We start from the raw sequence: 15,665 nt of genomic DNA, 5'->3' as shown, positions 1-15,665 counted from the left end.
CGATAATATTATGTGTGGAATTGTTGGATATATTGGATACAGAGAAGCCTATCCTATAATTATTAAAGGCTTGAAAAGGCTGGAATACAGAGGATATGATAGTGCGGGAATTATGCTTTTTGATGGAGACGCGCTGAAACTTTCCAAGACGAAAGGGAAAGTATCCGATCTTGAGGAAAGGGCGAAGGAAATCACTACTAATGGTACTATAGGAATAGGACATACCCGTTGGGCAACACATGGTGTGCCTAATGATATTAATTCCCATCCACATCTATCCAACTCAGGTAATCTTGCGATTATCCACAATGGTATTATTGAAAATTATGAGCCATTAAAAAAAGAACTCATTAAAAGGGGTTATATCTTTAAATCGGATACCGATACAGAAGTATTGGTCAATTTGATTGAAGAAGTTCAGAAAAAGGAAAATCTTAAGCTTGGAAAAGCGGTACAAGTTGCATTAAACCAAGTGGTTGGGGCCTATGCAATAGCGGTTTTTGACAAACAGAATCCTGATGAAATTGTTGCTGCGCGTTTAGGAAGCCCGTTGGCTATTGGTGTGGGCGAAAATGAATTCTTTATCGCCTCTGATGCATCTCCTTTCATCGAATATACGTCAAACGCAGTGTATTTGGAGGATGAGGAAATGGCTATTGTGCGGCTTCACAAGCCGTTAAAGGTTAGGAAAATTAAAGATGACACGCTGGTTGATCCTTATGTACAGGAACTTCAGCTCAACCTGGAGCAGATCGAGAAAGATGGCTACGACCACTTTATGCTCAAAGAAATTTATGAGCAGCCTAATGTAATTAAAGATACCTATCGCGGCAGGCTTCTTGCCAATGAAGGCATTATCAAAATGGCGGGCATAGAGGACAATCTTGAAAAATTCCTGAACGCAGAAAGAATTTTGATTGTCGCATGCGGTACTTCATGGCATGCGGGTCTTGTTGCAGAATACATTCTTGAAGAATTTACCCGGATTCCCGTTGAAGTAGAATATGCATCAGAGTTCCGCTATAGGAATCCAATCATTAATAAATCTGACGTAGTTATCGCGATCTCTCAATCGGGTGAAACCGCGGATACGCTGGCGGCAATTAAATTGTCAAAGGAAAAAGGTGCATTTGTGTTTGGTGTTTGTAATGTGGTCGGCTCCTCTATTTCAAGGGAAACCCACGCCGGTGCCTATACGCACGCAGGGCCCGAAATTGGGGTTGCTTCGACAAAAGCATTCACAACGCAAATTACGATCCTGACGCTAATCGCACTTCGTCTTGCGAAGGCAAAAGGCACGTTGTCACATACTGATTTCCACAGGTACCTCCAGGAATTGGAAATTATCCCGGAAAAAGTAGCAGAGGCATTATTAACCAATGACAAGGCTAAAGAAATTGCTGCGAAATTTAAAGACGCACCGAATTGCCTTTATCTGGGCCGTGGCTATAACTTCCCTGTTGCTCTGGAAGGCGCGCTTAAACTTAAAGAGATTTCCTATATCCATGCGGAAGGCTATCCTGCAGCAGAAATGAAGCACGGCCCTATCGCGTTGATTGACGAGTATATGCCGGTCATTGTAATTGCGCCGAAGCAAGGGCACTACGACAAAGTAGTCAGTAATATCCAGGAAATTAAGTCCCGAAGCGGCAAAATTATTGCGGTGGTAACCAAAGGGGATACGCAGGTTCGTGAGCTCGCAGATTATGTCATTGAGATTCCGGATACTTCTGATGCGTTGTCGCCATTACTAACGACAATACCATTGCAGTTGCTTTCCTATCACATTGCGGTCATGAGAGGTTGTAATGTAGATCAACCGCGTAATTTGGCAAAATCGGTGACCGTAGAATAAATATTTTTTAAATGTATTATAAAAAAGCAGGCTTAAAGGGCCTGCTTTTTCTGTTTTATTGAAATTTTTCACTTTACATTTAATGCATAAAAAAATCGATTTAGTATGAGTGCATAGTATTTAATTTATGACATTCATTAATTTGTTAAGAAAAATTTAAAAAACAAATATCGTTCCGTTATATTCGGAAAATCGGTTTAAAATTGATGATATTTAAATTTTATTAGTCCTTTCTTAGTAATATCAAAATTATTTGTACATTGGCGATGTTAACTAACAAAAACATAACCAATGAAAGTGTATTTATTTATTTTGTCATTGTTTTTTTGCAGCATTTCCTTTGCTCAAAATACGATTTCGGGAACCGTAACAGACGGAAATGGACTGCCTGTTTCTGGCGCTAGTGTGTCTGTTGTAGGAGAGTCTACAGGTTCCATAACCGACGCGGACGGTAAGTTCGCTTTGAAGACTTCAAAGCAGCCTCCTTATTCCGTCTTGGTTAGCAACGTGGGTTTTACGTCGCAGACCGTTCAGGTAACTTCTTCCAACCAAAAGATCAACGTATCACTCGTTGAGGAGGAAACAAAACTGAACGAAATTGTTATCTCTGCATCAAGAACGCCTGAGAGGATCTTGGAATCTCCTGTTACGATTGAAAGAATGGGAATAAAAGACATCAAGAATACCTCCAGTGTAAGCTATTATGAAGGCATGGAAAACTTAAAGGAAGTGCATTTCAACACGAGCAGTATGTCATTCAAGTCTATCAATACGCGCGGGTTTGCAACGATAGCCAATACAAGATTCATGCAGCTGACCGACAATATGGACAATTCCTCACCTGCATTGAATTTTCCTTTGGGAAATCTGGTCGGCATTTCTGAGCTCGATATCCAAAGTGTGGAACTGCTTCCGGGAGCGTCTTCAGCGTTGTACGGAGCCAACGCTTTTAACGGAATCCTGTTCATGAACAGTAAAAACCCTTTTAATTCGGAAGGCATCAGTTTCTACTATAAATACGGACAGACTTCACAGAAAGTTGCGGGCAATCACAGCTACACCGATTTTGGAATCAGGGCCGCGAAAGCGTTTTCACCCTATTTCGCTGCAAAAGCCAACTTTACTTACATGGAAGGAACGGAATGGGCTGCAGGCGATGCCAGGGACATCAAGGGAAATGGCGATAGTCATGCCGTAAACCGGAATTATGACGGTTTAAATATTTATGGTGATGAGGCGACAAACTTTGTAAATAACGTTGGCCAAATCAGCAGGGATGGTTATGCAGAAAGTGACCTGACCGACAATAAGGTGAATAGCCTAAAAGCTGATTTTGCAATCCACATCCGTCCATGGGCTAATGAAAATGAAATCATCCTGCAGCATAAAGTGGGTATGGGAAATACAATCTACCAGGGCGCGAGCCGTTACATGCTGAAGAACTTTGTCATGCAGCAAACACGTATAGAGTTTAAAGGCAGGAATTACTTTGTCAGAGGGTATATGACCAAAGAAGATGCCGGAGATTCGTATGACATGCAATCCACGGCGCTAAACATCAACAGGCGCGCGAAGTCAGACATCGGCTGGTTTACAGATTATGCGACAATGTACCTCCAGTCCCAGATTTTCCTTGGGGTAAATGGCGTTCAGGCGGATGGCCTGGCCAGAAATTGGGCTACTAATAACATCAACCCGACTCCGCTGCCACTTACCGCACATGGAAGCGCGCAATTGCAGCCTGGAACCGCAGCATACAGAAATGCATTCAACAGCGTAATTACCGACCCGAACCTTGCGACGGGGTCAAAATTCCTTGACAATTCCAAACTATACCATGCTGATGGTAATTATAATTTCAGGGATTTACTGAAATTTGCTGAGTTTCAGGTGGGTGGTTCTTACAGGAAATATATTATGGATTCACAGGGAACTATTTTCACAGATTTCGACGGCCCAATTGATTACGATGAATATGGTGCCTATGGACAGGTACAGAAGAAATTCCTTGATGACAGATTGAAATTTACAGGTTCTGTAAGATATGACAAGTCACAAAACTTTGATGGACAGTTTTCGCCAAGAGTTTCGTTTGTATATTCTGCAGGAAAGGATAAAAACCGTAACTTCCGTTTTTCTTACCAAACCGGTTTCCGTAATCCAACAACACAGGACCAGTATATCGGACTAAACATTGGTTCATTTGCACTGATCGGTTCAGCTCCTGAAAACCTCACCCGTTATTCTGAAGTTCAGACGCTTAGCCTTGCAGGTCAGGCAATTGCGGGAAATCCCGAAACGGTTACTCTGAATGGTTTGAACGCCTATAACAATTCTTATACTGTTGCTTCTGTAGACAAATACAAAAGTACCGGAAACGTGGCTGATCTTGAAGTGTCTAAATTAGGCTATGTAAAACCGGAGCAGGTTAAGGCATTTGAAGTTGGCTATAAATCAATCCTGTTAAAAGACCTTGGATTAGACCTTAACGCTTATTATAACATTTATAACGATTTTGCAACAACAGCAAGGGTTTACGCGCCTTATTACGGTGATGTGAATACCAACCAGGCTTTGGCTTTACAAGCAATAGGAAATAACGACATCCGGAAATTTCAGGTGTATTCGAACTCAAATACCGAAGTAACCTCATTTGGATTCGGCGCGGGCTTTTCTAAAAAGGTGTATAAGAATTTTGAGGCCGGAATCAACTATAATTTTGCTGAATTTAATTACGACAAAGAAAAAGACCCATCATTTGTGTCTTATTTCAATACGCCAAAGCATCGCGTTAAAGTGTCTTTTGGAAACAGCAGTTTGTTTAAAAACTTCGGGTTTAACTTAAATGCCCGATGGAATGATGAGTACCTTTGGCAATCTTCGTTTGCTGATGGGACAATTCCTTCAGTAACCGTTTTCGATGCCCAGGTAAACTACGCTATCCCATCGTTGAAATCAGTGATCAAAGTAAGCGGATCGAATATCGGTGGGAACGACTACATTCAGGTGTTTGGAGCCGGAAGAATTGGACAGCAATGGCTGGTGTCGTGGACTATTAATCCATAAAATTATTTAATTTTAAAAAATACAGAATTATGCTAAAAAATTTCAAATGGCTATTCCTGGTTTCCTTAACCTTTATAGCATGTACCAGTAATGATGACGAAACAACTCCGGTTGAAGAAGTTCCCATTACCGCCGGAGAGGCTGATTTTTCGCACTATGTAGCGTTGGGTAACTCCATCACCGCAGGCTACAGTGATGCTGCTTTATTCAAGGCGGGTCAGGCAAATGCTTATCCGAAATTACTTGCGGACCAGTTTGCATTGGCTGGCGGCGGTGAATTTAAAATCCCATATACGAATGACAATTACGGTGGACTGCTTTTAGGCGGAAATCTGATCGCGGGACCACGATTGATTTTCAACGGATCATCGCCAGTACCACTTCCTGGCGCGTTGCCAAGCACCGAGATTGCGGTGCCGTTAACCGGACCTTTTAATAACCTTGGCGTTCCGGGTGCAAAGAGCTTTCATTTACTGGCGCCTAATTATGGCGATATCGCCGGATTGGCGTCAGGTACTGCAAACCCATACTTCGTGCGTTTCAGGTCCAGCGCTTCCACTTCCGTAATTGCGGATGCTATGGCGCAAAATCCAACTTTCTTTTCACTTTGGATTGGAAATAATGATGTGCTTGGTTATGCAACAACCGGAGGTGATGGAACAAATCCAATCACTAGTATTGATCAGTTTACAACGGCTTACACGACACTGGTGCAGACTTTGATTTCGCAGGGTGCAAAAGGAGTTGTAGCCAATATCCCAGACGTAGCTTCAGTACCACACTTTAAGACCGTTCCGTACGACCCGCTTAGCCCGACAAATGCCTCTTTTGCTGCGCAAATACCAACCCTTAACGCGACATTTGCACAATTGAATCAAGCGTATGCTTTCATCGGACATCCAGAAAGAAGTATTGTTTTCTCCGAAACCCAAAATAGCCCTTTGGTGATTAAAGATGAGTCGCTTGAGAATCTTGCGCCACAATTGGCCCAGGTCTTGCAGGGAGGCGGAATGAATCCAGCAATTGCGGGTCTTTTAGCCAACCAATTTGGACAATCAAGGCAGGCCACGAAAGATGACTTATTCGTATTACCAGTATCAAGTGTTATCGCCACCGTAAATACTACCTATTATACATTCCTCGTTGGTCAGGGCGTTCCCGCGGCAACTGCCGGTCAGCTTTCAGTAAATGGAGTGACCTATCCGCTTCAGGACAAATGGGTTTTGATTCCTACGGAACAGGCTGAAATTGCTGCTGCAACCACTGCATTTAATGCAGTAATCAAAGATGCGGCGACAAATGCCGGCCTCGCTTTCGTTGATGCAAATTCAGCGTTGAAACAGTTGTCAACAGGAGGCATCCAGTTCGATAACTATCACATGACCTCTGCTTTGGTTCAGGGTGGTGCATTCAGCCTGGATGGAATACATCTAACAGCAAGGGCAAATGCCTACGTGGCCAATAAGTTTATTGAAGCCATCAACGCGACATACAAGTCAACACTCAGGACCTACAAGCCACAGGATTTTCCGATAAGTTATCCTGCGGGACTGCAATAGATCCGTATTGACCGTCTATTAGAAAGCCATTCCCTGCAAGGAATGGTTTTTTATTTGAATGATATCGATGAATGTAATTTATCAGTATTATAGCGCTGTACTAAACAATAACGCAAAAAGGGAATATTTTTTTCTCAAAAAATTATTGATTTTATATTTTAAAAAATTATCTTTGCACTCGGAAAAAAGAGGTGTTTTTTGCCTGTTCGTTCCCAAACCTAAATAGCTATTTAATAAATACATAAGCAATGTCAAAAGTAATAGGAAAAGTTGCGCAAATCATCGGTCCTGTAGTCGACGTGGTGTTCAGCGGAGATGTTGAGCTTCCAAAAATCTATGATTCATTGGAAATCACTAAAAAAGATGGTACCCTGCTGGTACTTGAAGTACAATCTCACATTGGTGAAAACGCGGTACGTACCATTTCGATGGATTCTACTGACGGTTTGAGCCGTGGCACTGAAGTTGTAGGTACCGGAGCTCCAATCCAAATGCCAATCGGTCCGGATGTTTACGGTCGTTTGTTCAATGTTATCGGAGATGCTATCGACGGTTTGGGCGATTTGCCAAAAGCAGGTGCTAACGGAATGTCTATTCACCGCCAGGCGCCAAGATTTGACGAACTTTCAACTTCTACCGAAGTGCTTTTTACAGGGATCAAAGTAATCGACCTAATCGAGCCTTACGCAAAAGGAGGTAAAATTGGTCTTTTCGGTGGTGCCGGAGTAGGCAAAACGGTTTTGATCCAGGAGTTGATTAACAATATTGCAAAAGGCCACGGTGGTCTTTCTGTATTCGCAGGAGTAGGGGAAAGAACACGTGAAGGAAATGACCTGCTTCGTGAGATGCTTGAGTCAGGAATTATAAAATACGGAGATGCGTTCATGCACTCTATGGAAGAAGGCGGATGGGATTTGTCTAAAGTGGACAAGCCAGGTATGCGTGAATCTAAAGCGACTTTCGTCTTCGGACAAATGAATGAGCCACCTGGAGCACGTGCGCGTGTGGCCTTGTCAGGTCTTTCGATTGCTGAATATTTCCGTGATGGTGCTGGTTCTGACCAAGGGAAAGACGTTCTTTTCTTCGTTGACAATATCTTCCGTTTTACACAGGCTGGTTCTGAGGTGTCCGCACTTTTGGGGCGTATGCCATCTGCGGTAGGTTACCAACCAACACTAGCAACAGAAATGGGTGCGATGCAAGAGCGTATCACCTCTACAAATAAAGGATCGATTACATCTGTACAGGCGGTTTACGTTCCTGCGGATGACTTAACTGACCCGGCACCGGCAACAACATTTGCCCACCTTGATGCCACAACCGTATTGTCACGTAAAATCGCTGAGCTTGGTATCTATCCTGCTGTGGATCCATTGGATTCTACTTCAAGGATTTTGACACCACACATACTTGGGGATGAGCACTACGACTGTGCGCAACGCGTAAAAGAAATCCTTCAGAAGTACAAACAACTTCAGGATATCATCGCAATCCTAGGTATGGAAGAGCTTTCAGAAGAGGATAAATTGTCTGTATCACGCGCACGTCGTGTACAGCGTTTCCTTTCCCAGCCGTTCCACGTAGCAGAGCAGTTTACGGGTATCCCTGGTGTTTTGGTTGATATCAAGGACACAATCAAAGGTTTCAACATGATCATTGACGGAGAATTGGATCACCTTCCTGAAGCGGCCTTCAACCTGAAAGGGACTATTGAAGATGCCATTGAGGCTGGTCAGAAAATGTTGGCGGAAGCTTAATTAATTATGAATTATAAATTATGAATTACGGTGCATTGCCGAATTCTTAATTCCTAATTCTTAATTCTTAATTCAAAATTATGATTTTAGAAATAGTTTCTCCCGAAGCCTCCCTTTTTAAAGGTGAAGTGACTTCAGTTACGCTGCCTGGTGTAGACGGTTCGTTCCAGATCCTGAACCACCACGCGCCAATCGTTTCAATCCTGAAAGCAGGCGATATTAAAATCGTTGCCAATGCCTTTCACTTTGGGAAAGAAGTAGCCGACCAATTTTTGAAAGTGGATAACAACACTTACGTGTTGTCCATCAACTCCGGTACGATTGAAATGAATGACAATAAAGTAATTGTTTTGGCGGATTAAAGCCGACCCAATATCGTTTTATAAAGCCTGGCAGATTTGTCAGGCTTTTTTTATTTTTATGGCATGAAAGAAGAAAACAAGTTCGAACTGGTTGTTCACCAAGGAAGGAGGCCGCTTTGGAAGACGTTCCTGGCCGCCGTACTTTTTACAGCAATGTTTTATTTCTTATATGATATGTTTCTGATAACGCGCGAGTATGCGATCATTGGCTCATCAAGTAAGCAATTCATTGGCGATTTAAAATGGGCTGCAATGGCGCTTTCGGGGGGAATATCTTTGTCAATAATGAAGTCCGTAATGATCGATCTGGATAAAAACAGGATAATCTCTAAATTTTATGTTGGCCCATTTTATAGGAACATACATTCAGAAATTCCCCGGTTGGAATATGTCTCCGTTTTTCTTGATGGTAAAGGATATTATCAGGTCAATCTTTGGTATCAACGGAATAAGCATTACAATATGTACGCTTTCGAAAACAAAAAAAGTGCAATGCAATTTGCGGCTAAAGTAGCTTTAAAATTAAAAATAAACCTGCTTGACGCTACTGAAAAGGGAAATTTTCACCGTGTTGACCCTGCTTTGATTTGAAATTGGCTTTTCAGGAGCTGATCCGGCTGTCCGCTGTATCTTTTTATTTTTAAAGAAAAAATAAAAAGGATGCCGCTTCCATCCGGGCTAAACCTCCCAATAAATTCAAAAGCCCGCACTACCTTTACAAGATTGTATGCACTCAACACCTAACGACTACAGTTCCGGTAATCATCGCATTCCGGCAATAACGCAGCAGGTTGGTGTGAAATAATTGCAATGCAAATGACATCCTGTGCGAATACCGTAATTGCGACAAAAAGGCAACGACTGATAATCGGTTTTTCACAATGGCCTTTCGTGAAAAAACGCAATTATTTTACCAGAACAACATGTACAACGCAGCGGTGATGGCGCATACAATAATCGCACCAACAGTAAATCCGGCATTTGTTTTAAACATCGACTTGTCCACTTCAAGTCCATTGGGTTGTACCCCATTGCGGGTTTCATATTTGCTAATGACATACATTCCCGCAACGCAAACTGCAAAGACAATGCCCATACGGTCAATAAAAGGGATTTCGTAAACCCCTTTGCCATTAGGCACTGCCCAGCCCGTGCTATATAAAAAGGAAAGGTCCATAAAGCCAGGCAGGAATTTAAGCAATATAGACAATACAAAACCGCCAATCATTGAAAACAAAGCCGCATTGGAAGTCGTTTTTTTCCAGAAGAAACCAAGCAGGAACATTGCAAATACGCCCGGGCTCACAAATCCAGTGTATTCCTGGATGTATTGGAATCCCTGTTTGCCTTCTCCCATCAGTCTTTCGCCGATAACCAAAGCCAGGATGATGGCCATGACCATCGCCACGACGACAGTCATCTTCCCGACCCGAACTACGGTCTTATCGTCAGCGTCTTTATTGATGGCCTTTTTGTAAATGTCAAGGGAGAAAATCGTTGCAATACTGTTTGCCTTACCGGCCAGGGATGCTACAATCGCCGCGGTCAACGCCGCAAAAGCCACTCCTTTTAATCCTGTAGGCAGCAAATTCAATAGCGTTGGATACGCCTTATTTACATCTACAATTCCGTGCGAGTCAAGCATTTCAGTGTGAAACATTCCCTGTTGATAAAGTACATACGCAGCGATTCCCGGGATGACTACAATCAAAGGCATCAGCAATTTAAGGAAGGCACTGAACAGGATTCCTGCCCTGGCCGTTTTCAGGTCTGCACCGAGCGCGCGCTGTGTGATATACTGGTTACATCCCCAGTAATTCAGGTTCGTGATTAACATTCCACCCACCAAAACGGATATGCCGGGAAGATCCATATAATTTGGATTCGATTTATCAAAAATCATGTGAAAATGATCATTGGCCTTGGTCGTAAGCAGTTTAAACCCATTGAGGATGCCCGGGTGTCCGAATTTTTCCCCCACCAGGTCTAACGCAATATAGGTGGCGACCAGGCCACCCAGGATCAGGAAAAATACCTGAATTACATCCGTGTAGCCGATTACTTTCATTCCACCCAACGTGATGAAAATCGCAAACAAAGAAAGCAGGCCAATACACAAATAAATGTCTAACCCCGAAATCCCATGGATTGCTAAGGCACCCAGATAAAGAATCGACATCAAATTCACGACGACATACAGCAACAGCCAGAACACAGCCATAATCATGGCAACAGTTCCGTTATACCGCTGATTCAGGAACTGTGGCATGGTGAAAATCTTATTTTTTAGGTATACAGGAATAAAGAATACCGCGACAATAATCAGTGTGATGGCCGCCATCCATTCATAAGTGGCAATCGCCAGTCCCAGCTTGAAACCGCTTCCGCTCATGCCAATAAATTGCTCAGCACTGATATTACTCGCGATTAACGACGCACCAATTGCCCACCATGTCAGCGATCCTTCGGCAAGAAAGTAATCCTTACTCGACGTTTCGTCTTTTTTCTTTTTGCGATAAATCCACAAACCGTAACCAACGATCAGTATAAAATAACAAAAGAAAACGATATAGTCCTGGGTAGATAATGTGCTCATAAGCCGAAATAAATTTTAGTGTTGGAAGTTAACGTTTTTTGTAATGTGTATCAGGAAGCTGCCGCAAAATTTCGGCACTTTTTTCAGGTGTAATGTCCCGCTGGGCTTCACCCAACATTTCATAGCCTACCATGAATTTCTTCACACTCGCTGACCTGAGCAGCGGCGGATAGAAGTGCATGTGAAAATGCCACTCCGGATGCGCAGCCTTGTCGGTAGGCGCCTGGTGGATTCCGGATGAATAAGGGAATGAGGTTTCAAACAGGTTGTCGTATTTTACCGTGATGCTTTTCATGGCGGCAGCAAACGCACTTTTTTCTTCATTGCTCATCGAAATCAGGCTGCCGAAATGCCTTTTGCTGATAATCATCGTTTCGTAAGGCCAGATGGCCCAAAATGGCACCAGTACCACAAAATGTTCATTTTCCAGCACGATGCGCTCTTTGCGTTTCAGTTCGTGTTCAAGGTAATCCTGGAGCAGGCTGCTTTTGTTTTTCTGATAGTATCGGTCCAGGTTTTTCTGTGTTTTCTCAACCTGAGTTGGAATCGATGACTGCGCCCAGATTTGCCCATGCGGATGTGGGTTGCTACAACCCATGACTGCCCCTTTGTTTTCAAAAATCTGGACATGGTTGATGAAGTCTTTGCCGCCAAGGTCCAGATATTGCTGTGTCCAGGCCGAGACTATTTTTTCGATGGCATCAAGTTCCATTTCGGGGATGGTCAGGTTATGCTCTGGAGAAAAGCAAACCACGCGATTGATGCCGCGCTCCGGTCGGTACCGGAACAACGGATCTGTATTGATTTCGGATGGCATTTCATCGTTGAGTAACGCCGGGAAATCATTGTCAAAAATGTAGACGTCTTTATAATCAGCATTTTGTTCACCGTTCGAGCGAACATTACCTGCGCACAGATAGCATTCCGGATCATATGCCGGCAGCGTGTTGCCTGAGACAGCTTCTTTTTGTCCCTGCCAGGGACGTTTGGATCGGTGTGGGGAAACGAGAATCCATTCGCCTGTCAGCGGATTATAACGGCGGTGGGGATGTTCATTGCTGTCGAATGTTTTCATATTAGGAGGTTTTGTCAAGATGGCTATCGGGACCCAAATTACATTTTATGAACCGAAGTTCCTTTTGATATTTTTATTTTATAGGGCTCCAATGCAATCCCGAAGTTGTCGCTGTAGGCACTTGAAACCGTTTCAATGATGTGGTCCACTTTGTCTTTCTCTACGAGGCAGATGGCGCAGCCTCCGAAGCCACCGCCCATCATCCTGGCGCCCAAAACCGATTTTTCCTTCAGCGCGGTTTCGACCAGAAAGTCAATCTCAGCACAACTCACCTCATATTCTTTCGAAAGTCCGTGGTGGGTTTCTGTCATCAACCGTCCCAAACGCAGGAAATCAGAATTATCCAGCGCATCGACGGCATCGAGCACCCTTTGGATTTCTTTTACCACAAAATGACAGCGGCGGAAGCTGACTTCTCCAAGTTTCTCGCGCAGTTCGAGCAACTGCACTTCTGTACAGTCCCTGAAATTATTGACGTAGGGGCAATGCTCTTTAACAATAGACAATCCCCGCTCCGTTTCGCGGCGGCGGTCGTTGTAACCTGAAGTCAGGTGTGTGTGCTTGACTTTACTGTCGAGTAAAAGCAATGCATAGTTCCTGAAATCGGCGTTGTGGTATTCGTGTTCGAGCGTATCGCAATCCAGTTTAATTACTTTGTTTTTCTTGCCGAAAACACTTGCAAACTGGTCCATAATGCCGCAATTGACTCCGGCAAATGTATGCTCGGCTTTTTGCCCCGTTACTGCAATTTCCGCATTTGTAAGGCCCAATGAAAACATTTTGTTCATCGCATAGCCAAATCCGCATTCTACAGCGGCAGATGATGAAAGGCCGGCACCCATGGGGATGGTACTGCTGAAGGCAAGGTTAAATCCTTTGACAGGCATTTGTTTTTCGATGAATTGGGCCAGCACACCCAACATGTAATTGGGCCACATGATCGTGGCAGGGTTTATTGGGTTGTCGAGGCTGAAGGTAAATTTCTCGTTCAGGTCAATGGCGATAATCGAACATTGGTTGGAATGGCTTTCGGAAACTGCAAAACAAATGTATTTATTGATTGCGGCTGGTAATACGAAACCATTGTTGTAATCGACATGCTCCCCGATGATGTTAATTCGTCCCGGTGCGAGAAATAGGTTTTCTGGTGGAGCACCAAATTCCTTTTCAAATTTCGCGACAGTATTGCGGATCAGTTTTTTCTTCATTAGTGTTTGATGTAGTTCCTTGGGTTAAAAAAATCAAAAGCGGGAAGTGCCTCGTTGTTATTTGCTGCGTCAAAAAAAGTTGCATTGTCCCAATGCGAACCTTCGCCCCACATTGTTTTGCATGACGAAGTAACCCAGGCAGGTTCCCAGTAGATTACGCCATTTCCGCCGGCGTTGATTACTAACTTCGTCAGATCAACGAGATAATTCAGCTGTCCGCTCGGTGTTGCCGGGTAACCTTCGATCAGTGCTTTTTCGGTAAGGATGTTGTTGGCTTTGTCTATGTTTTGCATGGTGTAAGGATATGCAGTTTCGACAACGATCAGGTTCTTTTTATAAGTGTTGACTAACGTGTTGATGGCAGTTGGCAATTCTTCGAATTTAAATTTGGACCAAATTGGGTAATACGAAATCCCGATGACATCAAAATCGGTTATCCCGTTTTTAGCAGCTTGTTCAAACCATTTCAAGGCATTTTCGGGTTGGGCAATGTGAAGCAGCGACTCAATTTTTATGTTTAGCGTTTTGGAAGCATCCCTGACTGCTTTCAGCCCTTTGTTAAATAAGAAACTATTGCGTTTCCAATTGATGCTGTCTTTCGCTTTGCCGGGTGGCTGTAGTATTTCGCTGTTTGTTTCGTTTCCTACCTGCACCATTTCCGGAAGCAGGTGCGCTTTGGACAAATGAATCAGTGTGTTGAAAGTGTAATTGTAAATACTGTCGCCGAGGACATTCAAATCCGTTATTTTTGCCCAGGCTTTTGGAATTTCCTGCCGTCCCGGATCAGCCCAGGTATCAGAATAATGAAAATCGAGTAACACCTGCATGCCCTGTGCTTTTGCCCGGCGAATCGATTTTTTTACGTCAGCCAGGTTTGAATACGGAGCGAATTCCGGGGAATGCCACAACCTTAAACGCACGATGTTGCAGCCTTTTTTTGCAAATAGGGCATAGGGATCTGTTTTTTTTCCGGCTTTGCTGAAATGTGCGGCACCGTCCTCAATTTCGTTTACGTAAGAAAGATCCGCGCCGATATAAACTCTCCGATCCTGCGAAAACGATTGTAGGCCCAAAAGCAACAGGAAATAAAACAACAAATTTTTCATGCTATTCGGCAAAAGCATCCATTACCGGCAATGCGTTATTATCGAAATCCCAAAGCGCTTGATTTTCAAAGGAAGAGCCGTTTGTTGCCTGATCGCCACGGAAAGAAATCCATTCGCCACCCCAATACGCAAACCCAAAACCTGCTGTGCTCGCTTTTACAGTATTTTTTAAAGAGGAGAGAAAACTCTTCTGTCCTGCAGGGGTCGCCTGAAATGCCGGGATCAATTGATTGTCCAGCCCCACGATATTATTGGTGTAGTCCTCCCATCCAAGTGTAAAAGGATAGGCGGTTTCGGCAATGATAACTTTTTTACCATAAGCGGCACCCAATGCGTCAATGGTGTTCCTCACATCGGTGAGGCTTTTACCGTGCCAGACCGGATAGTAAGACAGTCCGATATAGTCGTAATCTACTGAAGACACTTTTCCAAAAAACCAATCTGCAGATGTAAGGCCGGCAAAGTGCAGCATGATTTTGGTATTGGGCGCTTCTGCGCGAATGGTCGCGCTGGCTGCGTTTACCAGTTCCAGATATTGGTTTTCGTTGGTAGTAAGCTTTCCTTTCGGCCATAAAAACCCATCGTTTGTTTCATTCCCTATTTGGAAGATATCAGGATGGATTTCGCTTAAGACTGTTGAAGTATAAGCGGAAACGGCTGCCTTAAGATCAGTGAAAGAAAGGTTTTGCCATGCGGTGGGTGTGGTTTGGTTTCCGGGATCGGCCCAGGTATCGGAGTAATGTACGGTCAGCCACACTTTCATACCCAGATTTTTTACGCGTTGCGCCAGTGCTTTAACTTCAGTCATCCCGGAATGTGCATTGGCAGGGTCTTTCCATAAACGGATGCGGATGGTATTGCATCCGGCATTTTTCAATGTGGCCAGCGCATCTTCTGTTTGGCTGTCATTTTTATAAACTGCCCCGGCGGATTCGGCTTCAGGCAATGTTGACATATCCGACGCGCGAATGAATACTTCCGATATCGGGTTTTCCTCCGTTTTTTTGTCGTCGCCCGAGCATGCGTTAAGCAATGCGAGCATAAAAAACGCCAATAATAAAATTTTACTTTTCATAGTAGT

The 15,665-nt window shown here is 43.7% G+C and carries 11 protein-coding genes; 6 read left to right on the top strand and 5 right to left on the bottom strand.

The window, feature by feature from the left end:
* Positions 1-10 precede the first annotated feature (10 nt).
* From glmS to CFE23_RS00880, 6 genes are all read left to right on the top strand, one after another.
* Positions 11-1,855, top strand: coding sequence for a glutamine--fructose-6-phosphate transaminase (isomerizing) (gene glmS / locus CFE23_RS00905; protein ID WP_291082628.1), 1,845 nt, complete (start codon positions 11-13; stop codon positions 1,853-1,855).
* A gap of 291 nt (positions 1,856-2,146) precedes the next feature.
* Entirely contained in the window at positions 2,147-4,921 is a 2,775-nt protein-coding gene (locus CFE23_RS00900) for a carboxypeptidase-like regulatory domain-containing protein (protein ID WP_291082625.1), read from the top strand.
* A 29-nt stretch (positions 4,922-4,950) separates the two neighbouring features.
* The gene (locus CFE23_RS00895; RefSeq protein ID WP_291082622.1) at positions 4,951-6,480 is read left to right on the top strand and encodes a G-D-S-L family lipolytic protein; all 1,530 of its coding nucleotides are present in this window, start codon (positions 4,951-4,953) and stop codon (positions 6,478-6,480) included.
* 248 nt (positions 6,481-6,728) lie between these two features.
* Positions 6,729-8,237: a F0F1 ATP synthase subunit beta gene (gene atpD, locus CFE23_RS00890; RefSeq protein WP_291082619.1), complete on the top strand. Its 1,509-nt coding sequence runs from the start codon at positions 6,729-6,731 to the stop codon at positions 8,235-8,237.
* A gap of 80 nt (positions 8,238-8,317) precedes the next feature.
* Positions 8,318-8,599 (top strand): F0F1 ATP synthase subunit epsilon, encoded by a 282-nt coding sequence (locus tag CFE23_RS00885; RefSeq protein WP_291082616.1) that lies wholly within the window; start codon positions 8,318-8,320, stop codon positions 8,597-8,599.
* 63 nt (positions 8,600-8,662) lie between these two features.
* The gene (locus CFE23_RS00880) at positions 8,663-9,190 is read left to right on the top strand and encodes a hypothetical protein (protein WP_291082613.1); all 528 of its coding nucleotides are present in this window, start codon (positions 8,663-8,665) and stop codon (positions 9,188-9,190) included.
* 319 nt (positions 9,191-9,509) lie between these two features.
* Here the strand turns inward: CFE23_RS00880 and CFE23_RS00875 are convergent, their stop codons facing one another.
* The 5 genes from CFE23_RS00875 to CFE23_RS00855 are packed head-to-tail and all read right to left on the bottom strand — an operon-like array spanning position 9,510 to position 15,659.
* Positions 9,510-11,195, bottom strand: a complete 1,686-nt coding sequence (locus CFE23_RS00875; RefSeq protein WP_291082610.1) for a sodium/sugar symporter — start codon at positions 11,193-11,195, stop codon at positions 9,510-9,512.
* Positions 11,196-11,223: 28 nt separating this feature from the next.
* Positions 11,224-12,270 (bottom strand): UDP-glucose--hexose-1-phosphate uridylyltransferase, encoded by a 1,047-nt coding sequence (locus CFE23_RS00870; RefSeq protein WP_291082607.1) that lies wholly within the window; start codon positions 12,268-12,270, stop codon positions 11,224-11,226.
* 38 nt (positions 12,271-12,308) lie between these two features.
* Complete coding sequence (galK, locus tag CFE23_RS00865) at positions 12,309-13,478, bottom strand: galactokinase (protein ID WP_291082604.1); 1,170 nt, start codon at positions 13,476-13,478, stop codon at positions 12,309-12,311.
* Positions 13,478-14,584 (bottom strand): glycosyl hydrolase 53 family protein, encoded by a 1,107-nt coding sequence (locus CFE23_RS00860; protein ID WP_291082601.1) that lies wholly within the window; start codon positions 14,582-14,584, stop codon positions 13,478-13,480. The genes galK and CFE23_RS00860 overlap by 1 nt, the downstream gene beginning before the upstream one ends.
* A gap of 1 nt (position 14,585) precedes the next feature.
* A complete protein-coding gene (locus tag CFE23_RS00855) occupies positions 14,586-15,659 on the bottom strand; it encodes a glycosyl hydrolase 53 family protein (RefSeq protein ID WP_291082598.1) in 1,074 nt (357 codons plus the stop codon).
* Between the last annotated feature and the right edge of the window lie 6 nt (positions 15,660-15,665).

Origin of the sequence: Flavobacterium sp. BFFFF1 (assembly GCF_002256285.1) — a bacterium.
Taxonomy (GTDB): domain Bacteria; phylum Bacteroidota; class Bacteroidia; order Flavobacteriales; family Flavobacteriaceae; genus Flavobacterium.
This window is presented reverse-complemented; position numbering and strand designations above follow the sequence as displayed.

What these genes read in the sequence shown, in the direction of transcription:
- glmS (WP_291082628.1), top strand. Translation starts at nt 11, where the DNA reads ATGTGTGGAATTGTTGGATATATTGGATACAGAGAAGCCTATCCTATA.
- CFE23_RS00900 (WP_291082625.1), top strand. Translation starts at nt 2,147, where the DNA reads ATGAAAGTGTATTTATTTATTTTGTCATTGTTTTTTTGCAGCATTTCC.
- CFE23_RS00895 (WP_291082622.1), top strand. Translation starts at nt 4,951, where the DNA reads ATGCTAAAAAATTTCAAATGGCTATTCCTGGTTTCCTTAACCTTTATA.
- atpD (WP_291082619.1), top strand. Translation starts at nt 6,729, where the DNA reads ATGTCAAAAGTAATAGGAAAAGTTGCGCAAATCATCGGTCCTGTAGTC.
- CFE23_RS00885 (WP_291082616.1), top strand. Translation starts at nt 8,318, where the DNA reads ATGATTTTAGAAATAGTTTCTCCCGAAGCCTCCCTTTTTAAAGGTGAA.
- CFE23_RS00880 (WP_291082613.1), top strand. Translation starts at nt 8,663, where the DNA reads ATGAAAGAAGAAAACAAGTTCGAACTGGTTGTTCACCAAGGAAGGAGG.
- CFE23_RS00875 (WP_291082610.1), bottom strand. Translation starts at nt 11,195, where the DNA reads ATGAGCACATTATCTACCCAGGACTATATCGTTTTCTTTTGTTATTTT.
- CFE23_RS00870 (WP_291082607.1), bottom strand. Translation starts at nt 12,270, where the DNA reads ATGAAAACATTCGACAGCAATGAACATCCCCACCGCCGTTATAATCCG.
- galK (WP_291082604.1), bottom strand. Translation starts at nt 13,478, where the DNA reads ATGAAGAAAAAACTGATCCGCAATACTGTCGCGAAATTTGAAAAGGAA.
- CFE23_RS00860 (WP_291082601.1), bottom strand. Translation starts at nt 14,584, where the DNA reads ATGAAAAATTTGTTGTTTTATTTCCTGTTGCTTTTGGGCCTACAATCG.
- CFE23_RS00855 (WP_291082598.1), bottom strand. Translation starts at nt 15,659, where the DNA reads ATGAAAAGTAAAATTTTATTATTGGCGTTTTTTATGCTCGCATTGCTT.